The sequence below is a fragment of the Cesiribacter sp. SM1 genome, assembly GCF_020178975.1.
Taxonomy (GTDB): Bacteria; Bacteroidota; Bacteroidia; order Cytophagales; family Cyclobacteriaceae; genus Cesiribacter.
In genome coordinates this window covers 102,059-118,156 of the sequence record NZ_JAHXBU010000043.1, presented here as the reverse complement: position 1 = coordinate 118,156, position 16,098 = coordinate 102,059, and the positions used below count along the sequence as shown (strand labels likewise).

The 16,098-nt window shown below is 47.7% G+C and carries 10 protein-coding genes; 6 read left to right on the top strand and 4 right to left on the bottom strand.

All coding sequences use genetic code 11. The features are described from left to right. Nucleotides 1–5: 5 nt before the first annotated feature. A complete protein-coding gene (locus tag KWJ01_RS07710) occupies nt 6–620 on the top strand; it encodes a DUF2652 domain-containing protein (protein WP_224995856.1) in 615 nt (204 codons plus the stop codon). A gap of 37 nt (nt 621–657) precedes the next feature. Here KWJ01_RS07710 and KWJ01_RS07705 read toward each other — a convergent pair whose 3' ends face one another. Then, nucleotides 658–1,860 carry a Pycsar system effector family protein gene (locus KWJ01_RS07705; RefSeq protein ID WP_224995855.1) on the bottom strand — a complete coding sequence of 401 codons (1,203 nt, stop codon included), beginning with the start codon at nt 1,858–1,860 and terminating at the stop codon, nt 658–660. Between the two features lie 134 nt (nt 1,861–1,994). On the opposite strand from KWJ01_RS07705, the gene KWJ01_RS07700 reads away from it, so the two are divergent. Together KWJ01_RS07700 and KWJ01_RS07695 are read left to right on the top strand one after the other, a co-directional pair. Continuing rightward, nucleotides 1,995–2,933 carry a hypothetical protein gene (locus KWJ01_RS07700; protein ID WP_224995854.1) on the top strand — a complete coding sequence of 313 codons (939 nt, stop codon included), beginning with the start codon at nt 1,995–1,997 and terminating at the stop codon, nt 2,931–2,933. Next, complete coding sequence (locus tag KWJ01_RS07695) at nt 2,914–6,702, top strand: metallophosphoesterase (RefSeq protein WP_224995853.1); 3,789 nt, start codon at nt 2,914–2,916, stop codon at nt 6,700–6,702. The genes KWJ01_RS07700 and KWJ01_RS07695 overlap by 20 nt, the downstream gene beginning before the upstream one ends. A 59-nt stretch (nt 6,703–6,761) precedes the next feature. Here the strand turns inward: KWJ01_RS07695 and mtaB are convergent, their stop codons facing one another. Continuing rightward, nucleotides 6,762–8,093, bottom strand: coding sequence for a tRNA (N(6)-L-threonylcarbamoyladenosine(37)-C(2))-methylthiotransferase MtaB (mtaB, locus tag KWJ01_RS07690; RefSeq protein WP_224995852.1), 1,332 nt, complete (start codon nt 8,091–8,093; stop codon nt 6,762–6,764). 393 nt (nt 8,094–8,486) lie between these two features. Between mtaB and KWJ01_RS07685 the strand changes: the two genes are divergently transcribed. From KWJ01_RS07685 to KWJ01_RS07675, 3 genes are all read left to right on the top strand, one after another. Then, on the top strand, nt 8,487–9,131 hold the full coding sequence (locus tag KWJ01_RS07685) for a response regulator transcription factor (protein ID WP_224995851.1): 645 nt from the start codon (nt 8,487–8,489) through the stop codon (nt 9,129–9,131). A gap of 84 nt (nt 9,132–9,215) precedes the next feature. Then, entirely contained in the window at nt 9,216–10,229 is a 1,014-nt protein-coding gene (locus KWJ01_RS07680; protein ID WP_224995850.1) for a sensor histidine kinase, read from the top strand. Then, nucleotides 10,226–11,314 (top strand): ATP-binding protein, encoded by a 1,089-nt coding sequence (locus KWJ01_RS07675; RefSeq protein ID WP_224995849.1) that lies wholly within the window; start codon nt 10,226–10,228, stop codon nt 11,312–11,314. Before KWJ01_RS07680 ends, KWJ01_RS07675 begins: the two co-directional genes overlap by 4 nt. Here KWJ01_RS07675 and KWJ01_RS07670 read toward each other — a convergent pair. Next, nucleotides 11,286–11,669 (bottom strand): response regulator, encoded by a 384-nt coding sequence (locus KWJ01_RS07670; protein ID WP_224995848.1) that lies wholly within the window; start codon nt 11,667–11,669, stop codon nt 11,286–11,288. The two genes, KWJ01_RS07675 and KWJ01_RS07670, sit on opposite strands and share 29 nt — an antisense overlap. Nucleotides 11,670–11,716: 47 nt before the next feature. Then, nucleotides 11,717–15,562 carry a PAS domain S-box protein gene (locus KWJ01_RS07665; protein ID WP_224995847.1) on the bottom strand — a complete coding sequence of 1,282 codons (3,846 nt, stop codon included), beginning with the start codon at nt 15,560–15,562 and terminating at the stop codon, nt 11,717–11,719. Nucleotides 15,563–16,098: the final 536 nt, after the last annotated feature.

Here is a 16,098-nt window from a genome sequence, read left to right as displayed (position 1 = left end):
TTTTTATGGCAAATAGCCTTGATAGTGCCCCCGCTCTTATCTACATACCAGATATAAATGGTTTTACTTCCTACATCAGCAAAACAGACATACGTATTGCAAAAAAGGTTATTCCGGCCCTGCTGGATACTATCATTGAGCAGAACGAACTTGGTCTGAAGCTGGTGGAGATACAGGGAGATGCTATCCTGTTTTACCGCATTGGAGAGCCACCCTCTCCCTACGAAATGGTATCCCAGTCTAAAAAGATATTTTCTGCCTTCACCAGCAAGCTGGAAGCGCTAAGTGACAGCCTGCCCGATGAGGCCATGTCGCTGCCGGAGCGGCTGGGTATTAAAATAGTAGCCCATTACGGCAAAATAGCCATCACCAAAATCAGGGGTAATCTTCGCCTGATTGGCGAAGATGTGATCATTGCGCACCGCCTGCTTAAAAACAGCGTTTCTGCAGATGAATACCTGCTCATGACCGAGCAGTATACCAGCCGCTTTGAAGAAGCTGAGCTGGATAAGGTTTTTGCCTTTGGCGAGCTGATGCACGGGCAGGATGAATACGAACATATCGGTATCGTCAACTACCGCTATGCCAGCCTTAAACCACTGTTTAGCAGGTCAGTCTAGCGTGAGTGATTGTGGAAACATTCACTCACCCACTTTATTACCTCATGTTAAGTTGTGTGTAGAAGAATATGCCAACAAAGGCAACTACCGATAAAACCAGTGATGCCATAAAGATATTGTAGGAGATGCGAAGCAGCCTGTATTTTTGGGTGAGCACCAGGCCCAGGTAATATATATCGATGCTCATGCTGTCGTACAGCAGCGATTTGGAACTACCCAGTACCTGCATGTTTTCAATAAACTCCTTAAGCTTCATTTGGGTAAAGTTGCCAAAGAAAAGGGAGCTGCTCTGCTTGTTTTTGATTTTCTCCATATCCACCTTTTTCTCGGTGATATTTGGCCTGGCAGAAATTACAGCATAGATCACAGAGGCCAGCGAACCCAGCAGCAGAATACAGATAGGCACCGTATACCGCAGGTTTTCAATAAATGCATTTTCTGTCAGTGTAAAACCACCACCTACAACTGTTATGATAACAGACATGATGATGGTGTTGATGCTGATCATCATATTGGCCTTGCTGTCTGCAATGGCACTTAATTCTATGTGTGTACGGTAGGTAGCACGGTACATGGTTTCTATACCACGCTTTGGGTCATCATCCTTTGCTTTTTTCTTCTTAACCTTTTTTACCTCTCCGCGCTGCTTGTTGATGTTCTTCTCCCTGCGCTCGCCATACTCCCTGCGGAAGTAATCAGTGTAGAAGTTTGTAGACAAAATGTACTGCTGCTGCAGTTTATGCCACTCCTCCTTTTTATAATGCTTTTCCAGAAATACCTCCCACTCTATCCTAAGCAGCTCTGCCTTTCTGAAAAAGCTCTTTTTACCAATGCTGATACGGTCGGCATCGTGAATAATTTCTTCCAGCAGGTCTTTAGGCTCATGACCTGCCCTGGTGGAATCAATGAGCCTCACCACTTCCGCTATTTTACTGTCAGGATATCCTTCTTTGCGCAAGTACTCCTGCGCATACTTTATGCTGTAGTCTTCATGGCCTTCGTAGGTGCGTATGTAACCCGCATCATGAAACCAGGCAGCCAGCTGAAGCAGCTCTCTTTGCGCAGGCTCAAGGCTATAAGCCTCTGCAGCTTCGGCACAGGCCTCTGCCGTTTGGCGTGTATGATTTAAATTATGGTATACATGTTTGTTAGAGAGCTCTGAGGTAAACAAATCAGCAATATATGATCTGACTTTATCAACTATTTTGCTGGTCTGATGCTCCGTCTGTTGATCCATCATATGAACGTGCAAAGAGGTTTATCATTGGTATTTTATACAAACAATCTGCTTGGGCCCTATGTTTTATAGATGGTCCGTTTTATGGCCGGAACAATTTATCCTTCCAGATTATCTGCCATAAATGTTTCTGAATAATGAAAATCATATTCCTTCTTTTACCTGTTCTCCTCTGTTTAGGTTGCAATGAAAAACCGGCAGCTGATGATGCGCCCACAGACAACGGTCAGACTATAACAACGGTTAATCCCGATACGCTTGAGCTTGAATTTCCCTACACTTTATCGAAAGCAGACACTACGTTCATCCTGCCCGATAAACTGAAGGAGCTGTCTGGCATGGAATACATAAGTAATTCAATGGTTGCCTGCATACAAGACGAAAATGGTATTGTTTTTATGTTTGATGTATCGCAGGGCAGGCTGGTGAAGGAAATACACTGGGGTGAAGACGGAGATTATGAGGGTGTTGCCGGTACCGACGCTGTTCTCTACATACTGGAGAGTGGGGGCGGGCTGTACAAACTTACCAATTTCAATACCGATGAAAAACCGCAAGTACAAAGCCTGGAAAGCAGCCTTGATGACTGCGATGCTGAAGGACTGGCCTTGTTGCCTGATATGAGCGGCTTACTTATTGCCTGTAAGCAGGGTTCCTATGGTGTGCGCAACATATGGTCTTTCAACCTTAATACACAGGCGCTGGCAGCAGAACCCTACCTGCAGATTCATCAAAAGGCACTGGAGGATAAGCTGACCGACAGTGGCCTGGACAAGATTTCACTGGGGGTGAGAAAGCTGCTGGATGCCCAGGGTGAGTCTGGCATACTGGCTCCTTCCGGTATTGCCGTACATCCCGATACCCGTGACCTGTACATCCTGTCTTCGGCCAGTAAGCTAATGGCTGTAATTGGCAGCAACGGCGTGGTGAAACATATTCAGGAGCTGCCCGTAAGTCTGTTCTTACAGCCGGAATCGATCACTTTTTTGCCTAATGGCGATATGCTTATCGGAAACGAAGGGCAGGGGGGCGATCCAACCATTATGTTATTCAAGTATGATAATAAGATCAGGTAGCCTGCTACACTTCTCTGCAGCACTGCTTCTGGCAGCAGGAGTAGCAGCATGTGGCGCCGTTAAACCCTATGTTGCCAAAGAGCAGAAGAACTGGCGCGATATAGCCGCTCCGTCTGCCAGTGAGTTAATGCATTCTGTTTACTTGATTGGTGATGTGGGCGATCCCAGCACCGATGGCAGCCAGGAACCAAGCTTACGCCTGCTGGAGCAGCAGTTGCGTGGCAAGTTCTATTCGGAGCAGGATGGCGGCATTTCCCAGCTGCCCGATTCCCTGAAGGCACTCCTGTTCCTGGGTGATAATATTTACCTCGATGGCCTGTCTCCCCTGGGTGATCCGGAACGGGAGGAGGAGGAAAAGATTCTCCAGGAGCAGATGAGGATCATCAGGGACTGGAAAGGAACTCCTGTTTTTATTCCCGGCAACCACGACTGGAATTTCAGTTCTGAAGGAGGACTGGCAGCCGTGATCCGGCAGGGAGAGTATGTGCGGGAACAGCTGCAAAACCCCCGGGCCTTTTTGCCTTATAACGGCTGTCCCGGACCGGTGGCCCTGCCCATTGGCGATAAAGTGGTGCTGATACTGATAGACTCAGAGTGGTGGCTTACACAACATCGGCGTCCGCAGGGGCCGGAAGGTGCCTGTTATGTAGAGTCGGAGCTGGATTTTATCGTGCAGCTCGATGATATGCTGAACCGCTACAACGATAAACATGTGGTGCTGGCATTACACCACCCACTGCAAAGCAACGGAAACCATGGCGGCCATTACTCTCTTGGCGACCATATATTCCCGCTCAGGCTAAAATACCCCAACCTCTACATCCCTTTGCCGCTCATTGGTTCGATATACCCGCTTGTACGTATGTATGGTGCTTCCCGGCAGGATATTGCCAACCCTAAATACCAGCAGCTGCGAAATGCCCTTGCCAGTATTACCAGCGGAAGAAGCAATGTGGTAATTGCTGCCGGCCACGACCATAACCTGCAGCTGCAGAACATTAATGATGTAATGCACATCATTAGTGGTGCAGGCTGCAAAGAGACTTTTGCTGTAGGAGGCCGTGATGCCTTGTTCGTGCACAAGCATGAGGGCTTTGCCCGGCTCAATTATTACAAAAACGGAGAGGTTTGGGCAGAATTCTGGGTGCCGGAAGAAGAGGGCGCCAGCGGGCGCATGACTTTCCGGATGCCCCTGTATGCCCTGAAGCCAATGAACAATAAGGAGATGCAAAGGGCCGAAACTGTGGATTATACAGATAGTACAAAAGTACTAGCCGCCAACCCCGAATATGCCCAGGTAGGTAAACTGGGCCGCTTTCTGTGGGGAGACCACTACCGGCAGGAGTGGACTACGCCCATACAGGTGCCTTACCTGGATATGAAAACAGCCAAGGGAGGGCTTACACCTGTTAAAAAAGGAGGGGGCAAACAAACCCTTAGCCTCAGGATGATCAATCCCGACAGCCTACAGTACCAGCTGCGTTCCATCGATAAAATGCCCGCAGCAGTATTGCCCGAAGGCCTCCGCACTACCTTTGCTGCAGATGTGGTGCAGGACCAGATCTCTTCGGCCCACCCCTACGGTTTTCTTACCATTCCGCCCATGGCAGATGCTATTGGATTACTGCATACAAACCCCGAGGTCTACTATGTTCCCGCCACACCGCTGCTGGGGCAGTACATTAGCGACTTTGGCGGTATGCTGGGAATGCTGGAAATACGGGCCGATGAAGACCTTTCTGCATTTAAGGATTTTGGCTATACAGAAGATGCAGTGAGCACCCGAAATGTACTAGGCGATCTTCTGGATGATAATGATGACGAAGTAGACTCCGAAGCTTTTGCCATGGCCCGCTTATTCGATATGCTCATAGGTGACTGGGACCGTCACCAGGACCAGTGGCGCTGGGCAGAGTATGAAAAAGAAGACAAAGGAAAGCGCTACGTGCCCATTCCGCGCGACAGAGACCAGGTGTTTGTAAAGTTCGATGGGCTGCTGCCCTGGCTGGCCTCCAGAAAATGGGGTTTGCGCAAATTCAGCCATTTCGATTATGAGTTCGATGATGTGAGGGGCCTGAATTTAAACGCGCTTTCGCTCGACAGGCGCTTGCTTACCGGGCTTAGCCGGGAGCAGTGGGTAGAGCAGGCGCAGCACATTAAAACCAGCCTTACAGATGAAATAATAGAAAAAGCCATCCGCAGGCTGCCTCCGAAGATCTTTGAAATTAGCGGACCGGAAATTATAGGGAAGCTAAAGAGCAGAAGAGACCAGCTGCCAGCTGCAGCAGAAGAGTACTACGAAGCCCTGGCCACTTATGTAGATGTATATGGCTCCGATAAACATGAGTTGTTTCTTGTGGAGCGTTTGGCCAATGGCAATACCCGTGTTCAGGTCTATAAAATGCAGAAGGATGGAGAAGTAAACCAGCGCATTTACGATCGTACGTTCCTGCCTTCTGAAACCAGGGAAATCCGCCTGTGGGGTTTCGATGGGATAGACAAGTTCAGGATCAGCGGTAGGGCAGAGAGCGCCATTAAGCTTAGGGTTATTGGTGGAGAGGAGGATGATGAATACAGAGATGAATCAGCGGTAGAAGGCGGTAATACTATTATTTACTACGACAACGCAGCGGAGGAGAACAAGATAGAAAGCAGCAACGAAACCAACCTGCACCTCTCCGAAAAGGAGTATGTTAATGAATGGAACCAGAACGAATTTTTCTACCCTTACCTGGGGCCCCGGGTTTCGCTGGCCTATAATCCCGATGATGGACTGTTCGTGGGCGGAGGTGTAAATCTGCGTACCTACGGTTTTAGAAAGTCGCCTGCTGCCTCTGACCAGACGCTTCTGGTCAATTATGCTTTTGCTACAGGAGCCTACAACTTCAGGTACAAAGGAGCTTTTTACGACTTGTTTGGCCGCTTTAATGATCTGTTGCTCAACCTCGATTACCAGGGGCCGCAGTATGTAATGAACTACTTCGGGCAGGGCAACGAAACCCCCTACCAGTACCACATCGACTATTACCGCCTGCGTTTCAATAGCTTTAATGCAGAAGCTTTGTATAACAGGCGGTGGGGCAAGCATGTACGCCTGGGGGTTGGTTCACGCTACCGCTGGCTTAGGCTGGAGGAGAACCCTAATACAGTTGCTGACTCGCTGTTTTTCCGAAACAGTGATTTGTTCGATACAGAAGTGCAACTGCTGGGAGGCAGGGCATTCCTGAACGTAGATGCTGCAGACAATGCCAGGATACCTACACGCGGCTTCAGGTTCTTTAACAGCCTCGATTATACCAGCAGCCTGCAGGAAGACCATGTAAGCCTGCTCAGGCTGCAGTCTGATTTCTCCCTATACATAACGCCTAATGCCAGGGGGCTCTTTAAGCCTACCATTGCGCTCCGCTTTGGCGGGCAGCGTAACTGGGGCGATTTTCTTTTCTTCCAGTCTGCCACCATCGGAAACCGCACTAACCTAAGGGGTTTTAGGAATAACCGTTTTGCAGGCAGATCATCGCTGTACCAGAATACGGAAATCAGGGTGCCTATATCAGATATCAGAAGTTATGCCCTGACGGGCAGCTGGGGGCTCTATGGTTTTATAGATCATGGCAGGGTATGGGCAGAAGGCGAGGACTCAGATAAATGGCACCGTGGCTATGGTCCCGGGCTATTTCTGAACTTCTATCAATTCTTTGTGCTAAGTGGTAATGTGGCTTTTTCTGAAGAAGGGCCCTACTACCTGCTTAATGCCGGCTTCTTTTTCTAAAAAAAGAAAGGCAGGGGCAGCAAACGCCGTCCCTGCCTTTCTTGTAGCTGAAAATCTTATCAGTGGGTTATAAACTCGGTGGTTTCTGCAACCTCCATCAAACCCTTGCTGTTAAGGGCCGTGAGCTGTACAGTTTTTAGCTCGTTAATGAGCATGGGATCATACTTGGCTGTAACGCGCACATAGTTTTCGGTAAAGCCATGCATCATGCCTTCTTCCACATCATCTTCAAAAAGCACCGTTGCCTCACGGCCCAGGTTTTCTTCATAGAAGAATCGCTTTTTCTTCTCGCTTAGGCTGCGCAGCATGCGGCTGCGGCGGTTGCGTTCCTTCATGGGCACACTGTTGGCCAGTTCAGCTGCAGGCGTATTTGCTCTTTCAGAGTAGGTAAACACATGCAGGTAGCTTACCGGCAGTTCGTTCAGGAATTTGTAGGTCTCCAGGAAATGCTCTTCTGTCTCGCCGGGAAAACCAACGATAACATCCACTCCAATACAGCAGTGGGGCATCAGCGATTTAATGCTGGCAACCCTTTCGGCATACAGTTCACGCTGGTAACGGCGGTACATTCCCTTCAGTATTTCATTGCTGCCCGATTGCAGCGGTATGTGAAAGTGTGGTACAAAACGTTTCGACTGGGCAACAAATGCTATTACATCGTTGCTGAGCAGGTTAGGTTCAATGGAAGAAATACGGAAGCGTTCAATGCCCTCTACCTCATCCAGTGCCTGTACCAGGTCAATAAAACGTTCCTGGCGGCGGCCTTCCTGTATGCCAAAATCACCTATGTTTACCCCGGTAATCACTACTTCTTTTATATCAGTAGCGGCAATTTCGCGGGCAGAGGCTATGATATTAGCAATACTGTCGGAGCGGCTTTTGCCACGGGCCAGGGGTATGGTGCAAAAAGAACAGTTGTAGTTACAGCCATCCTGCACCTTCAGGAAAGTGCGGGTGCGGTCGCCGTAGGAGTAGGCGTTATTAAAAGCAGTAGCCTCGGTAATTTCACTGGCCAGTACTTTAGCTGGTTGTGAAACCTCCTGTGGTGTTTTCCTGAAAGTACCCAGCAGATCCAGCAGCTGAAACTTTTCTGCAGCGCCCAGTACGGCATCAACGCCGGGTATATCGGCAATTTCCTGCGGCTTTAACTGCGCATAGCAGCCAATAATAGCAATGTAGCCATTGGGGTTAATGCTTTGCGCCTCCCGAACAATTTTACGGCACTTTTTATCCGCATTGTCGGTAACCGAGCAGGTGTTGATGATGAAAATGTCGGGCTGATCCGAAAAATCTACTTTTTGAAAACCACGCTCCTCAAACTGCCGGCCTATAGTAGAGGTCTCGGAAAAGTTTAGTTTACATCCCAGTGTATAAAAGGCTACCTTTTTCATCTGCCTGCAAAATTACATAATCTATAACTCATGAACAACCGGCTTAAAAGTCAGTAAGTTTCCGCCTCCAGTGCTTATAACAGAGGTTGCTCAAGAATATGCTCCTGCTTTGGATGCGCTGTGGAAAAGGAGAACAGCAGCGGAGCAGTAGCCCGGAACAGGCATGCCCTGCTTTAACACTCTATACCATTACACATAATTTATACTCCCGATATGTAAGAGAGCTGTTTTTCAGGAGGGTTAACAATACGTGTTATATGGTGAAACCTTGAATCCCTTAAGTAGGGCTTAAAGTAACACTTGAAGGTTTTGTGTAAGGTAGTCCTCTACTTTACTTGGTAAGTCCTTAAACAAAAAACTACCTTCACATCGTAGAATTTTCAGTCTTGCATCATGAGAAAAGAAGTTAGAATAGTAGTAGCCGATGATCACAGAATGGTGCGAAAAGCATGGGAGTTACTGTTGGCAGAGCGTGACGATTTCAAAGTAGTTGGCCAGGCTGCCAATGGTGCTGAAGTGCTGCAGGTGTTACAGGAAACCCGTGCCGATATTGTACTCATGGACCTGGATATGCCGGTAATGAATGGTATTGAAGCCACGGATCAAATCCGGAACTGCTATCCCTGGATTAAGGTAATAGCCCTTACCATGCAGAAGGAAAGTGCTTATATCAAGAGGTTCTTTGCTGCAGGAGCAAGTGGTTTTCTAACCAAAAATGCATCTGAAGATGAACTGCTCGATGCTGTACAGCAGGTACTGGCAGGGCAGCGTTATCTGTCAAAAGAAGTAAGCGAGGTGCTCAGCAGCAGTTTACTTGCACCCACATCCGATGATGCCAGGTCAAGGCTTGGCGGCCTCTCAGAGCGGGAGGTTGAAATAGTAAAACTGATTGCTGCCGGCAATACCACCAGCCAGATTGCAGATAAGCTGAGTGTCAGCATAAAAACGGTAGAAAGCCACCGCCGTAATATCTTCAAAAAGCTGGAGGTGAAGAACGTGGCACAAATGATCAGCAAGTCTAAGGAAAGAATCATATAAGCTGCTGACTTACCGTATTTTATTCATTTTGTTTCTGCCGGTCTGTTTGTAGATCAGTAATTTTGAGGTTTAGCTTTACCTTTTATGACAGTAGCCGGTTCTGTAATTCTAATTGCCGACAGCGCGTATTTTAAAGCATTATACAATCTGGTGCCCAGCCCGGTGCTTTTGCTGCACAAAGCAGATGGGCTAATACTGGCTGCAAACCCTGCCTTTATTGACGCCTTTGGCCTGCCGGAACTGAAGGCTGATACAGAAGCAGCCAGGCTGTACCCGGCTTCCGGCAGCTTGCCCTGGAATATTGTACAGGGGGAGGAGGGCCAAAAGGTGGCGGCAAAACTTGCCCTGCCAGGCCAGCAGGCACAGGCAGTGGAAGTAACAGTGGCAGAAGCCATGCTGGCCGGTAATAGTGTACTCTTATGTTTTGTGCAGGGCCAGCAAAGCACCCGAAGCCAGCAAACTGCCCTGGTTGCGGCAGAAGCAGAGAAAAAAGCACTGCTGAACGAAGTGTACCACCGGGTAAAGAATAACCTGAACATCATCATCAGCCTGCTAAAGCTGCAACTAAACAGGGTAGAGGACCCTGAGTTCAGAAAGCTGCTGCTGGAGAGTAAGAGCAGAATTTTTACGCTTGCCCTGCTGCAGGAGCGCCTGTACCTTTCTCCCAGGCTCTCGGAGGTAAAAGCAAATGAGTACCTCATCAAACTTGCCGATTCGGTAATACACACCTTTAAAGGCAGGCAGCAAATAAGTTTGAAAACAGATACTGCAGAATGCTGGCTAAAGGTAGACAGCCTTGTACCTTTGGGCCTGCTGGTACATGAGCTGGTATCTAATGCTGTATTGCATGCCTTTACAGAACAGGAGAAGGGTACAATTAGCCTGAGTTTTGGCCCTGCAGGGGAAAACAGCTACCAGCTTACAATTGCTGATGACGGCAAAGGAATGGCCGGGCCAGAGGTATTTGATGCAGGTAAAACGCTGGGCATACAGCTGATCAACAGCCTGACAAAACAGCTAAAGGCCAGCAAACAGCTGGAGACCTCTGCCGGAGCAGGCACCAGAATCATTGTTAAATTTGCAAAACCCCTATCATGAGCGTATCCAGGATTTTAGTAGTAGAAGATGAAGGCATAGCTGCATTATCATTGCAGGAAACGCTTGAGAGCCTTGGATTTGAGGTGACCGCCCTGGCTGCCAACGCCCGCGAAGCCCTGGATGCCGTGCAGGAAAACACTCCGGATCTTGTACTGATGGATATACACCTGGAGGAAAAAGAAGAAGGCATTGCCCTGGGTAAGCAGCTGATGGAGGAGCATTACCTGCCGGTGGTGTTCCTGACCGCCTATGCCGACCCCGACACCCTGGCAAAAGCAAAAGAGGTTTTCCCTTATGGCTATATGGTAAAGCCCTATCGGGAGGCAGATCTTTTGGTAAGTATTGAAACGGCCATTTATAAACATTTAGCCGATAAACGCGAAAGGCAGCTTAACAACACCAAAAATAAGCTGTACTCCCTCATTGCCCATGACCTGCGCAGCCCCCTTGCGGCTTTATCGCTGGCTACCCGAACCCTGCTGAAAAGAAGGCCCTCCATGGCTCCGGAAGATGTGGATGATATGATCACTGAAATTCACCACACCATTGATAACCTTTATAAGTTTGCTGACAACCTCCTGGACTGGGCCAGGATTCACAGCGACCGTATTAATGTAAGGCCAGAGGCTGTGGTCCTTCAAACCCTTGTGCAGGAGGTACAGGAAATGCTGCAGGCCAAAGCAAATAACAAAGGTATAAACCTTGTGAGCAGTGTAGATGCTGATATGTTGGTTTGGTCAGATCGCACCATGCTGCGTTCGGTACTGCTGAACCTGGCCAGTAACAGCCTTAAGTTTACAGCAACAGGTGGTAGCATTGAGATAAGGGGAGAGCAGAAAAACCGGCAGGTTATTATTACCGTAACGGATACAGGCATAGGCATGAGCCAGGAGCAGCTCGATAGCCTGCAGCTGAACCGTATGGTTAAAACCACCCCCGGCCTGCACGAAGAAAAAGGTTCAGGACTGGGCCTGCTCCTCAGTAAAGAGTTTGTAAGCCTAAACGGCGGTACACTGGAAATCAGCAGCATCCCGGGCAGGGGCACCAGGGTGATGATCAGCCTTTCGTTACCGAATGTTCAATAGACTTTAATAATTGCTGCAAATCTGTAAGATTTACCGGTTTCACCAGAAAACCATGCGTTCTGAGGTTCTCTAGCTTGCTTACAGTTCCCCTCTCTGAATTGCCCGTTATAAAGACAACCCTGGGATCGGCTATTTCCTGAATTTTTTTCAGCGTTTCTATTCCATCCCAGCTTCCTCCCAGCTGAATATCCATCAGCACCAGGTCAAATAGCTGCTGCTGTACCATGGCAAAGGCTTCCTCACCACTGCCAGCAGTGGCTACTGCATAGCCCATATCTTCCAGGTCGGCAGCCAGGGCCATGGCAATAATGGCTTCATCTTCAACAAGCAGTATATTCCGTATTTCTATTCCCATATTATACTGTACGAAAAAAAAGCTAAAGCAGGTTAAGGCTGGCTGCATTACACGTGCTGCCATAAGATACTAAACGATGCACCTGTATTGACACCATTGCCGCTTACATTGAATTTACCGCCAATTTGCTGGGCCAGGTTTCTGATTAACTGCATGCCCAGTGTTTTAGCGCTGCAAAGGTCAAAGGTTTCGGGCAGGCCGTTTCCGTTATCTGTTACAGTAAGTGTGTATCCCGAATCGCCCTTCTTAAAGATAATCTGTACCTGGCCGGCCTGCTTGTTTACAAATGCATATTTAAAGCTGTTGGTGAGCAGTTCATTCAGAATCAGGCCGCAGGGCACCGCCTGCACAATATCAAGCTCTGCTTCATCTGCCTCTATTTTAATGTCTACTTCTTTGCTTTTATCCAGGAATGAGCCAGAAATACCTGCTGCCAGCTTATGAATATAAGATTTGAAGTCTATCCTGGACAGGTTGTCATTCTGGTACAGCAATTCGTGGATCAGTGCCATACTTTTTATCCTGGCCTGGCTGTCCTTGAGCATTACCTTTAGTTCCGGATGGCTTACATGGCGGGTTTGCAAAGAGAGCAGACCCGAAATAATAGCCATATTGTTCTTAACACGGTGGTGAATTTCCTTGAGGAGCACTTCCTTTTCCTGTAGCGATTGCTGCAGGCTTTCTTCTGTGCGTACCCTGGCAATTACCTCCTGCCGCATTAGGCGGAGTGCATGGCCCAGTTTAGAAGTTTTTTCTTCTACTTTTTTGCTAAGCTCGTCGTTGAACTCCTTAAGCAGCGTTTCACTAAGCTTGTGTTCTGAGTTGTCTGCCAGTGCGCCAGTTATCCGTACTACCTGGCCGGATGCATTATGTATTGCATAGCCACGGTCTTTTACATATTTATAATTGCCATTGGCACACCTGAAACGATATTCAATTACCCACTCTTTAAGATTATTAACCGAGGTAGCGTGGAAGTTTTCAACTACTCGGGCAACATCATCGGGATGAATGTGTTCTATCCAGACCTCCATGCCGGCATACGAATTGCCAAATGAATGCCCGAAAATGGTTTTATATCCTTCACCATAATAGCAGATCTGCTTGGCCACATCCCAGTCCCAGATGGCATCGTTGGTGGCCTTGGTTACCAGCTGATAACGTTCATTGCTGATGAGCAGGGCATCCTCGGCTTTCCGGCGTTCGGTAATGTCCATTACATTTGCCAGTATTAAGTGCTCCTGGTCATGTTCTATGCGGGAGAGCTGAATCTCTACCGGGTAGCTGCTGCCATCTTTACGAACGTGCAGGGCCTGGCAGCTAATGCTTTTGCTTTTACCACTTAGTACCGGGTATATGTGCTTCCTAAAGGAGTAGCTTTGTGTGTGCGGGTTAATAACTGAGTGATTGAGCTTTAAGATTTCAGCGGCCGTGTACCCCAGGTTTTCCAGTGCCCTGTTATTTACATAGATGAGCTGCCCGTTCTTTGGATTGATGAAATAGATTTCATTTTCACTTTGTTCTACGGCCTGGCTAAGTTTAATAACCTCCTGCTGTGCCTTTTTCTGCTGGGCAATGTCGGTAAAAATGCCACAGAGATATTTAATTTTTCCATTCTGATCCAGGAAGGTATTGGCCCGCAGGTTAAAGTCGCGGCTGTTTCCCGCGGTATCGAAAAGCTGTACGTCACCCTCCCAGCTACCTTTTACTGATAGTATTTCTACAATCTGATAGGGCAGTTCGGGCTGCACAAATATGTTTGGCCATCCAATTTCGTTCAGCTTTTCTGTTGTCCAGCCCAGCAGCCTCTCAAAAGAGTGGTTGGAGTACATTAGTTGCTCCATATCAGAAGCAATGCCAATAGCATCAGAAGTATTGTCTATGGCTATTTTAATGCGCTCTATTTCCTCCAGCTGCATCTTTTGTGTTGTGATGTCCCTGGCAGTAACATAAAACAGGTTCTCATCACTAAGGGATTGCGTAGAGCAGGAGAGCCATCTGTAAGCTCCGTTCTTTGCCAGGCACCTTACTTCAAAAATTTTACACGGCAGCCCCTGGTTTAGTTTTTTCCTGGCATTGTTGATCGCAGGAATGTCTTCGGGATGAACCAGGCTCCGCATTTTTACCGAGCTCAATTCCTCCTCTGTGTAGCCAAGCAGTTGCAGAAAGGCAGGGTTTATTTTCTTGGCATAGCCATCAAAGCCCACAATACATAACAACTCCGGCGATAGGTTAAAGAACCGGTTTAATTCTTCCGTTGAGTTTCTTCTTTCCAGTTCTCCGCCGAGTTTGCTCACCAGCTCCTGCAGCCTGTCAGGATCTACTGAAGGATGGGTACGTTCTGTTGTTGAGAATAGTGCAAATACACCCAGTAGCTTGTTGCGGTAAAGCAGGGGAACTGAAAGTAGTGATTTAAGGCTACAGCTGGCGGCCTCTGCTTTTCTTCTGATGGTCGGATCTGCCTGCATATTTCCGGAAAAGCTCCATTTATTAGAGCCGAGTATGCCTGGCTTATCTGTTCGCATATCGTAGGTTCTGTATTCAGCAGAAGCCTTCATAACCCTGAAACTATCATTCACCCACCAGCTGCTATTCATTTTAACATAGGGCTGCCCGTACATCGGCATCCAGAATTCACCATACTGGAAATCGCCATACTGGCACAGCAGCCTTATTACCACAGCAGTTGCTTCTTTAAGGGAAGGGGTGGTGCTTAGGGCCAGGGTAGTATCGTTGAGCAGCTTAATATCCTTTTCATAGTCTACTTTTTTGCTCACATCCCTGAACTTGATGAAGAAGTGCCTGATCTGCTCCTCTACTTTTACTGGAACTATCACTAAAACGGCACTAAAAGGGGTCTCAAAGCTATCAACTACAGCATTTAGCTCCAGGCTTTTACCCTGCAACAGCATGGGGAGTGCAGTACTGATTTTATCGCGAATGCTGGAGGGGAGCAATTGAAGCACATTTTGCCCTACCAGGTCTTCTTCCTTAAGAGCAGAAAGAGCTACGGCACGCTGGTTTGTTTTGGTGATGATGCCTTTAAGATCGGTAAGAAAAACAGCATCTGTATAATTTTCAATCAGCGTACGATACAGCTTTTCACTCTCTGCCAGTGCTTTTTCGGCATTTTTTCTTTCCGTAATGTCCTGGCAGATAACTACGTTGTGGCTGGGCCTGCCGTCCTGATCATGAAAAGGAACCACTGTGCTATGTACCCAGATGGGAGTACCATCTTTGGTTTTATTCTTCATTTCTCCCTGCCAGGCCTTTCCCTTGCTGAACGCCTCCACAATTTGGGTGTAAACGGCAGGTGAATGGTTTGCTTTATTCAACAAGCCATGCTTGTTGCCAATCAGTTCATTTTCATTATACCTGCTGATGGAGCAAAAATTATCGTTAACCCAGCTAATGTTGCCTTCGGTGTCGGTAACAGCCACCATTGAGGTTACACTAAGTGCCGACTTAAAATCCTCCAGCTCCTTTTGTGCCTGCATGGCCTTTTGCTCGGCATGTTTTTTTTCTGTGATATCGTTGATAAGAACCACCAGCCCTTTTTCAGAGGGATATATTTTCCGCTCCAGCCATTTTTTGATTTTTCCGTTGTAGCCTACATGTTCTGAAAACTGTTGGGTACGCATGGCATGGTGTGCCAGCTCATAAAATGACGTGCCTATCATTTCGGGAAATTCGTTCCACAGGCCCCTGCCAACAAGATCTTTGGCCTGTCGCTCTACCAGTTCACCGAACTTCCGGTTTGTGTAGGTGATGTTCCAGCCGGTATCAACTGCATACAGGCCATCAGACATATGCTCAAGGCAGGTGTACAATGAATCCAGGGAGAGTGGCGAAGTTAAACTGGTATTACTAGTCTGTGCAGCAGTATGATTCATGGTAAGAACAGGATCCTGGTTTGGGTAAGCCGGCTTTCGGCTGATAATCTGCCTGAAACGCAAAAGAGTTCAGTAGCAGGCAGACAATTTTAACTACATGCGCTGTTGTGAGCCATTCAATCTAATGCGGCATGCAGCGCCGGTACATGATAGCAGTTAAGCTGTCTGGCAGCATCTGTTGCTGTTTGCATCAGGCAGTCTTTACACTGGCTGCCCGCCTTGCAATTGCCCCTGCCAGTACTGCAAGTTACAGAACTGTTTCCGTAGCCTGTTGGCCAGGCTTTATATATGCAAAGTTCTATTTTTGGAGCAGTGTTGGCCTCTGCTGTTTTTGATTTTTTCAAATACCTGCTATGCTTTTATAAATAGACCAGGCCAATAAAAGCCGGGTTGGTTTATGCCTTATGTAAAGATATTAAGGCTTTTCTTTATATAAATGTGGGTGTAAGAATTTAAGTAAAGTAACAGGTAAACAGCGGGATAAGGGTTTACCACTAGCTGCTTTAAGGGTATATCTGTAATTATCACAAAAGACT

Coding starts and splice junctions, on each gene's coding strand:
- KWJ01_RS07705 (WP_224995855.1), bottom strand. CDS start 1,860: ATGATGGATCAACAGACGGAGCATCAGACCAGCAAAATAGTTGATAAA.
- KWJ01_RS07695 (WP_224995853.1), top strand. CDS start 2,914: ATGATAATAAGATCAGGTAGCCTGCTACACTTCTCTGCAGCACTGCTT.
- KWJ01_RS07670 (WP_224995848.1), bottom strand. CDS start 11,669: ATGGGAATAGAAATACGGAATATACTGCTTGTTGAAGATGAAGCCATT.
- KWJ01_RS07665 (WP_224995847.1), bottom strand. CDS start 15,562: ATGAATCATACTGCTGCACAGACTAGTAATACCAGTTTAACTTCGCCA.
- KWJ01_RS07710 (WP_224995856.1), top strand. CDS start 6: ATGGCAAATAGCCTTGATAGTGCCCCCGCTCTTATCTACATACCAGAT.
- KWJ01_RS07685 (WP_224995851.1), top strand. CDS start 8,487: ATGAGAAAAGAAGTTAGAATAGTAGTAGCCGATGATCACAGAATGGTG.
- KWJ01_RS07680 (WP_224995850.1), top strand. CDS start 9,216: ATGACAGTAGCCGGTTCTGTAATTCTAATTGCCGACAGCGCGTATTTT.
- KWJ01_RS07700 (WP_224995854.1), top strand. CDS start 1,995: ATGAAAATCATATTCCTTCTTTTACCTGTTCTCCTCTGTTTAGGTTGC.
- KWJ01_RS07675 (WP_224995849.1), top strand. CDS start 10,226: ATGAGCGTATCCAGGATTTTAGTAGTAGAAGATGAAGGCATAGCTGCA.
- mtaB (WP_224995852.1), bottom strand. CDS start 8,093: ATGAAAAAGGTAGCCTTTTATACACTGGGATGTAAACTAAACTTTTCC.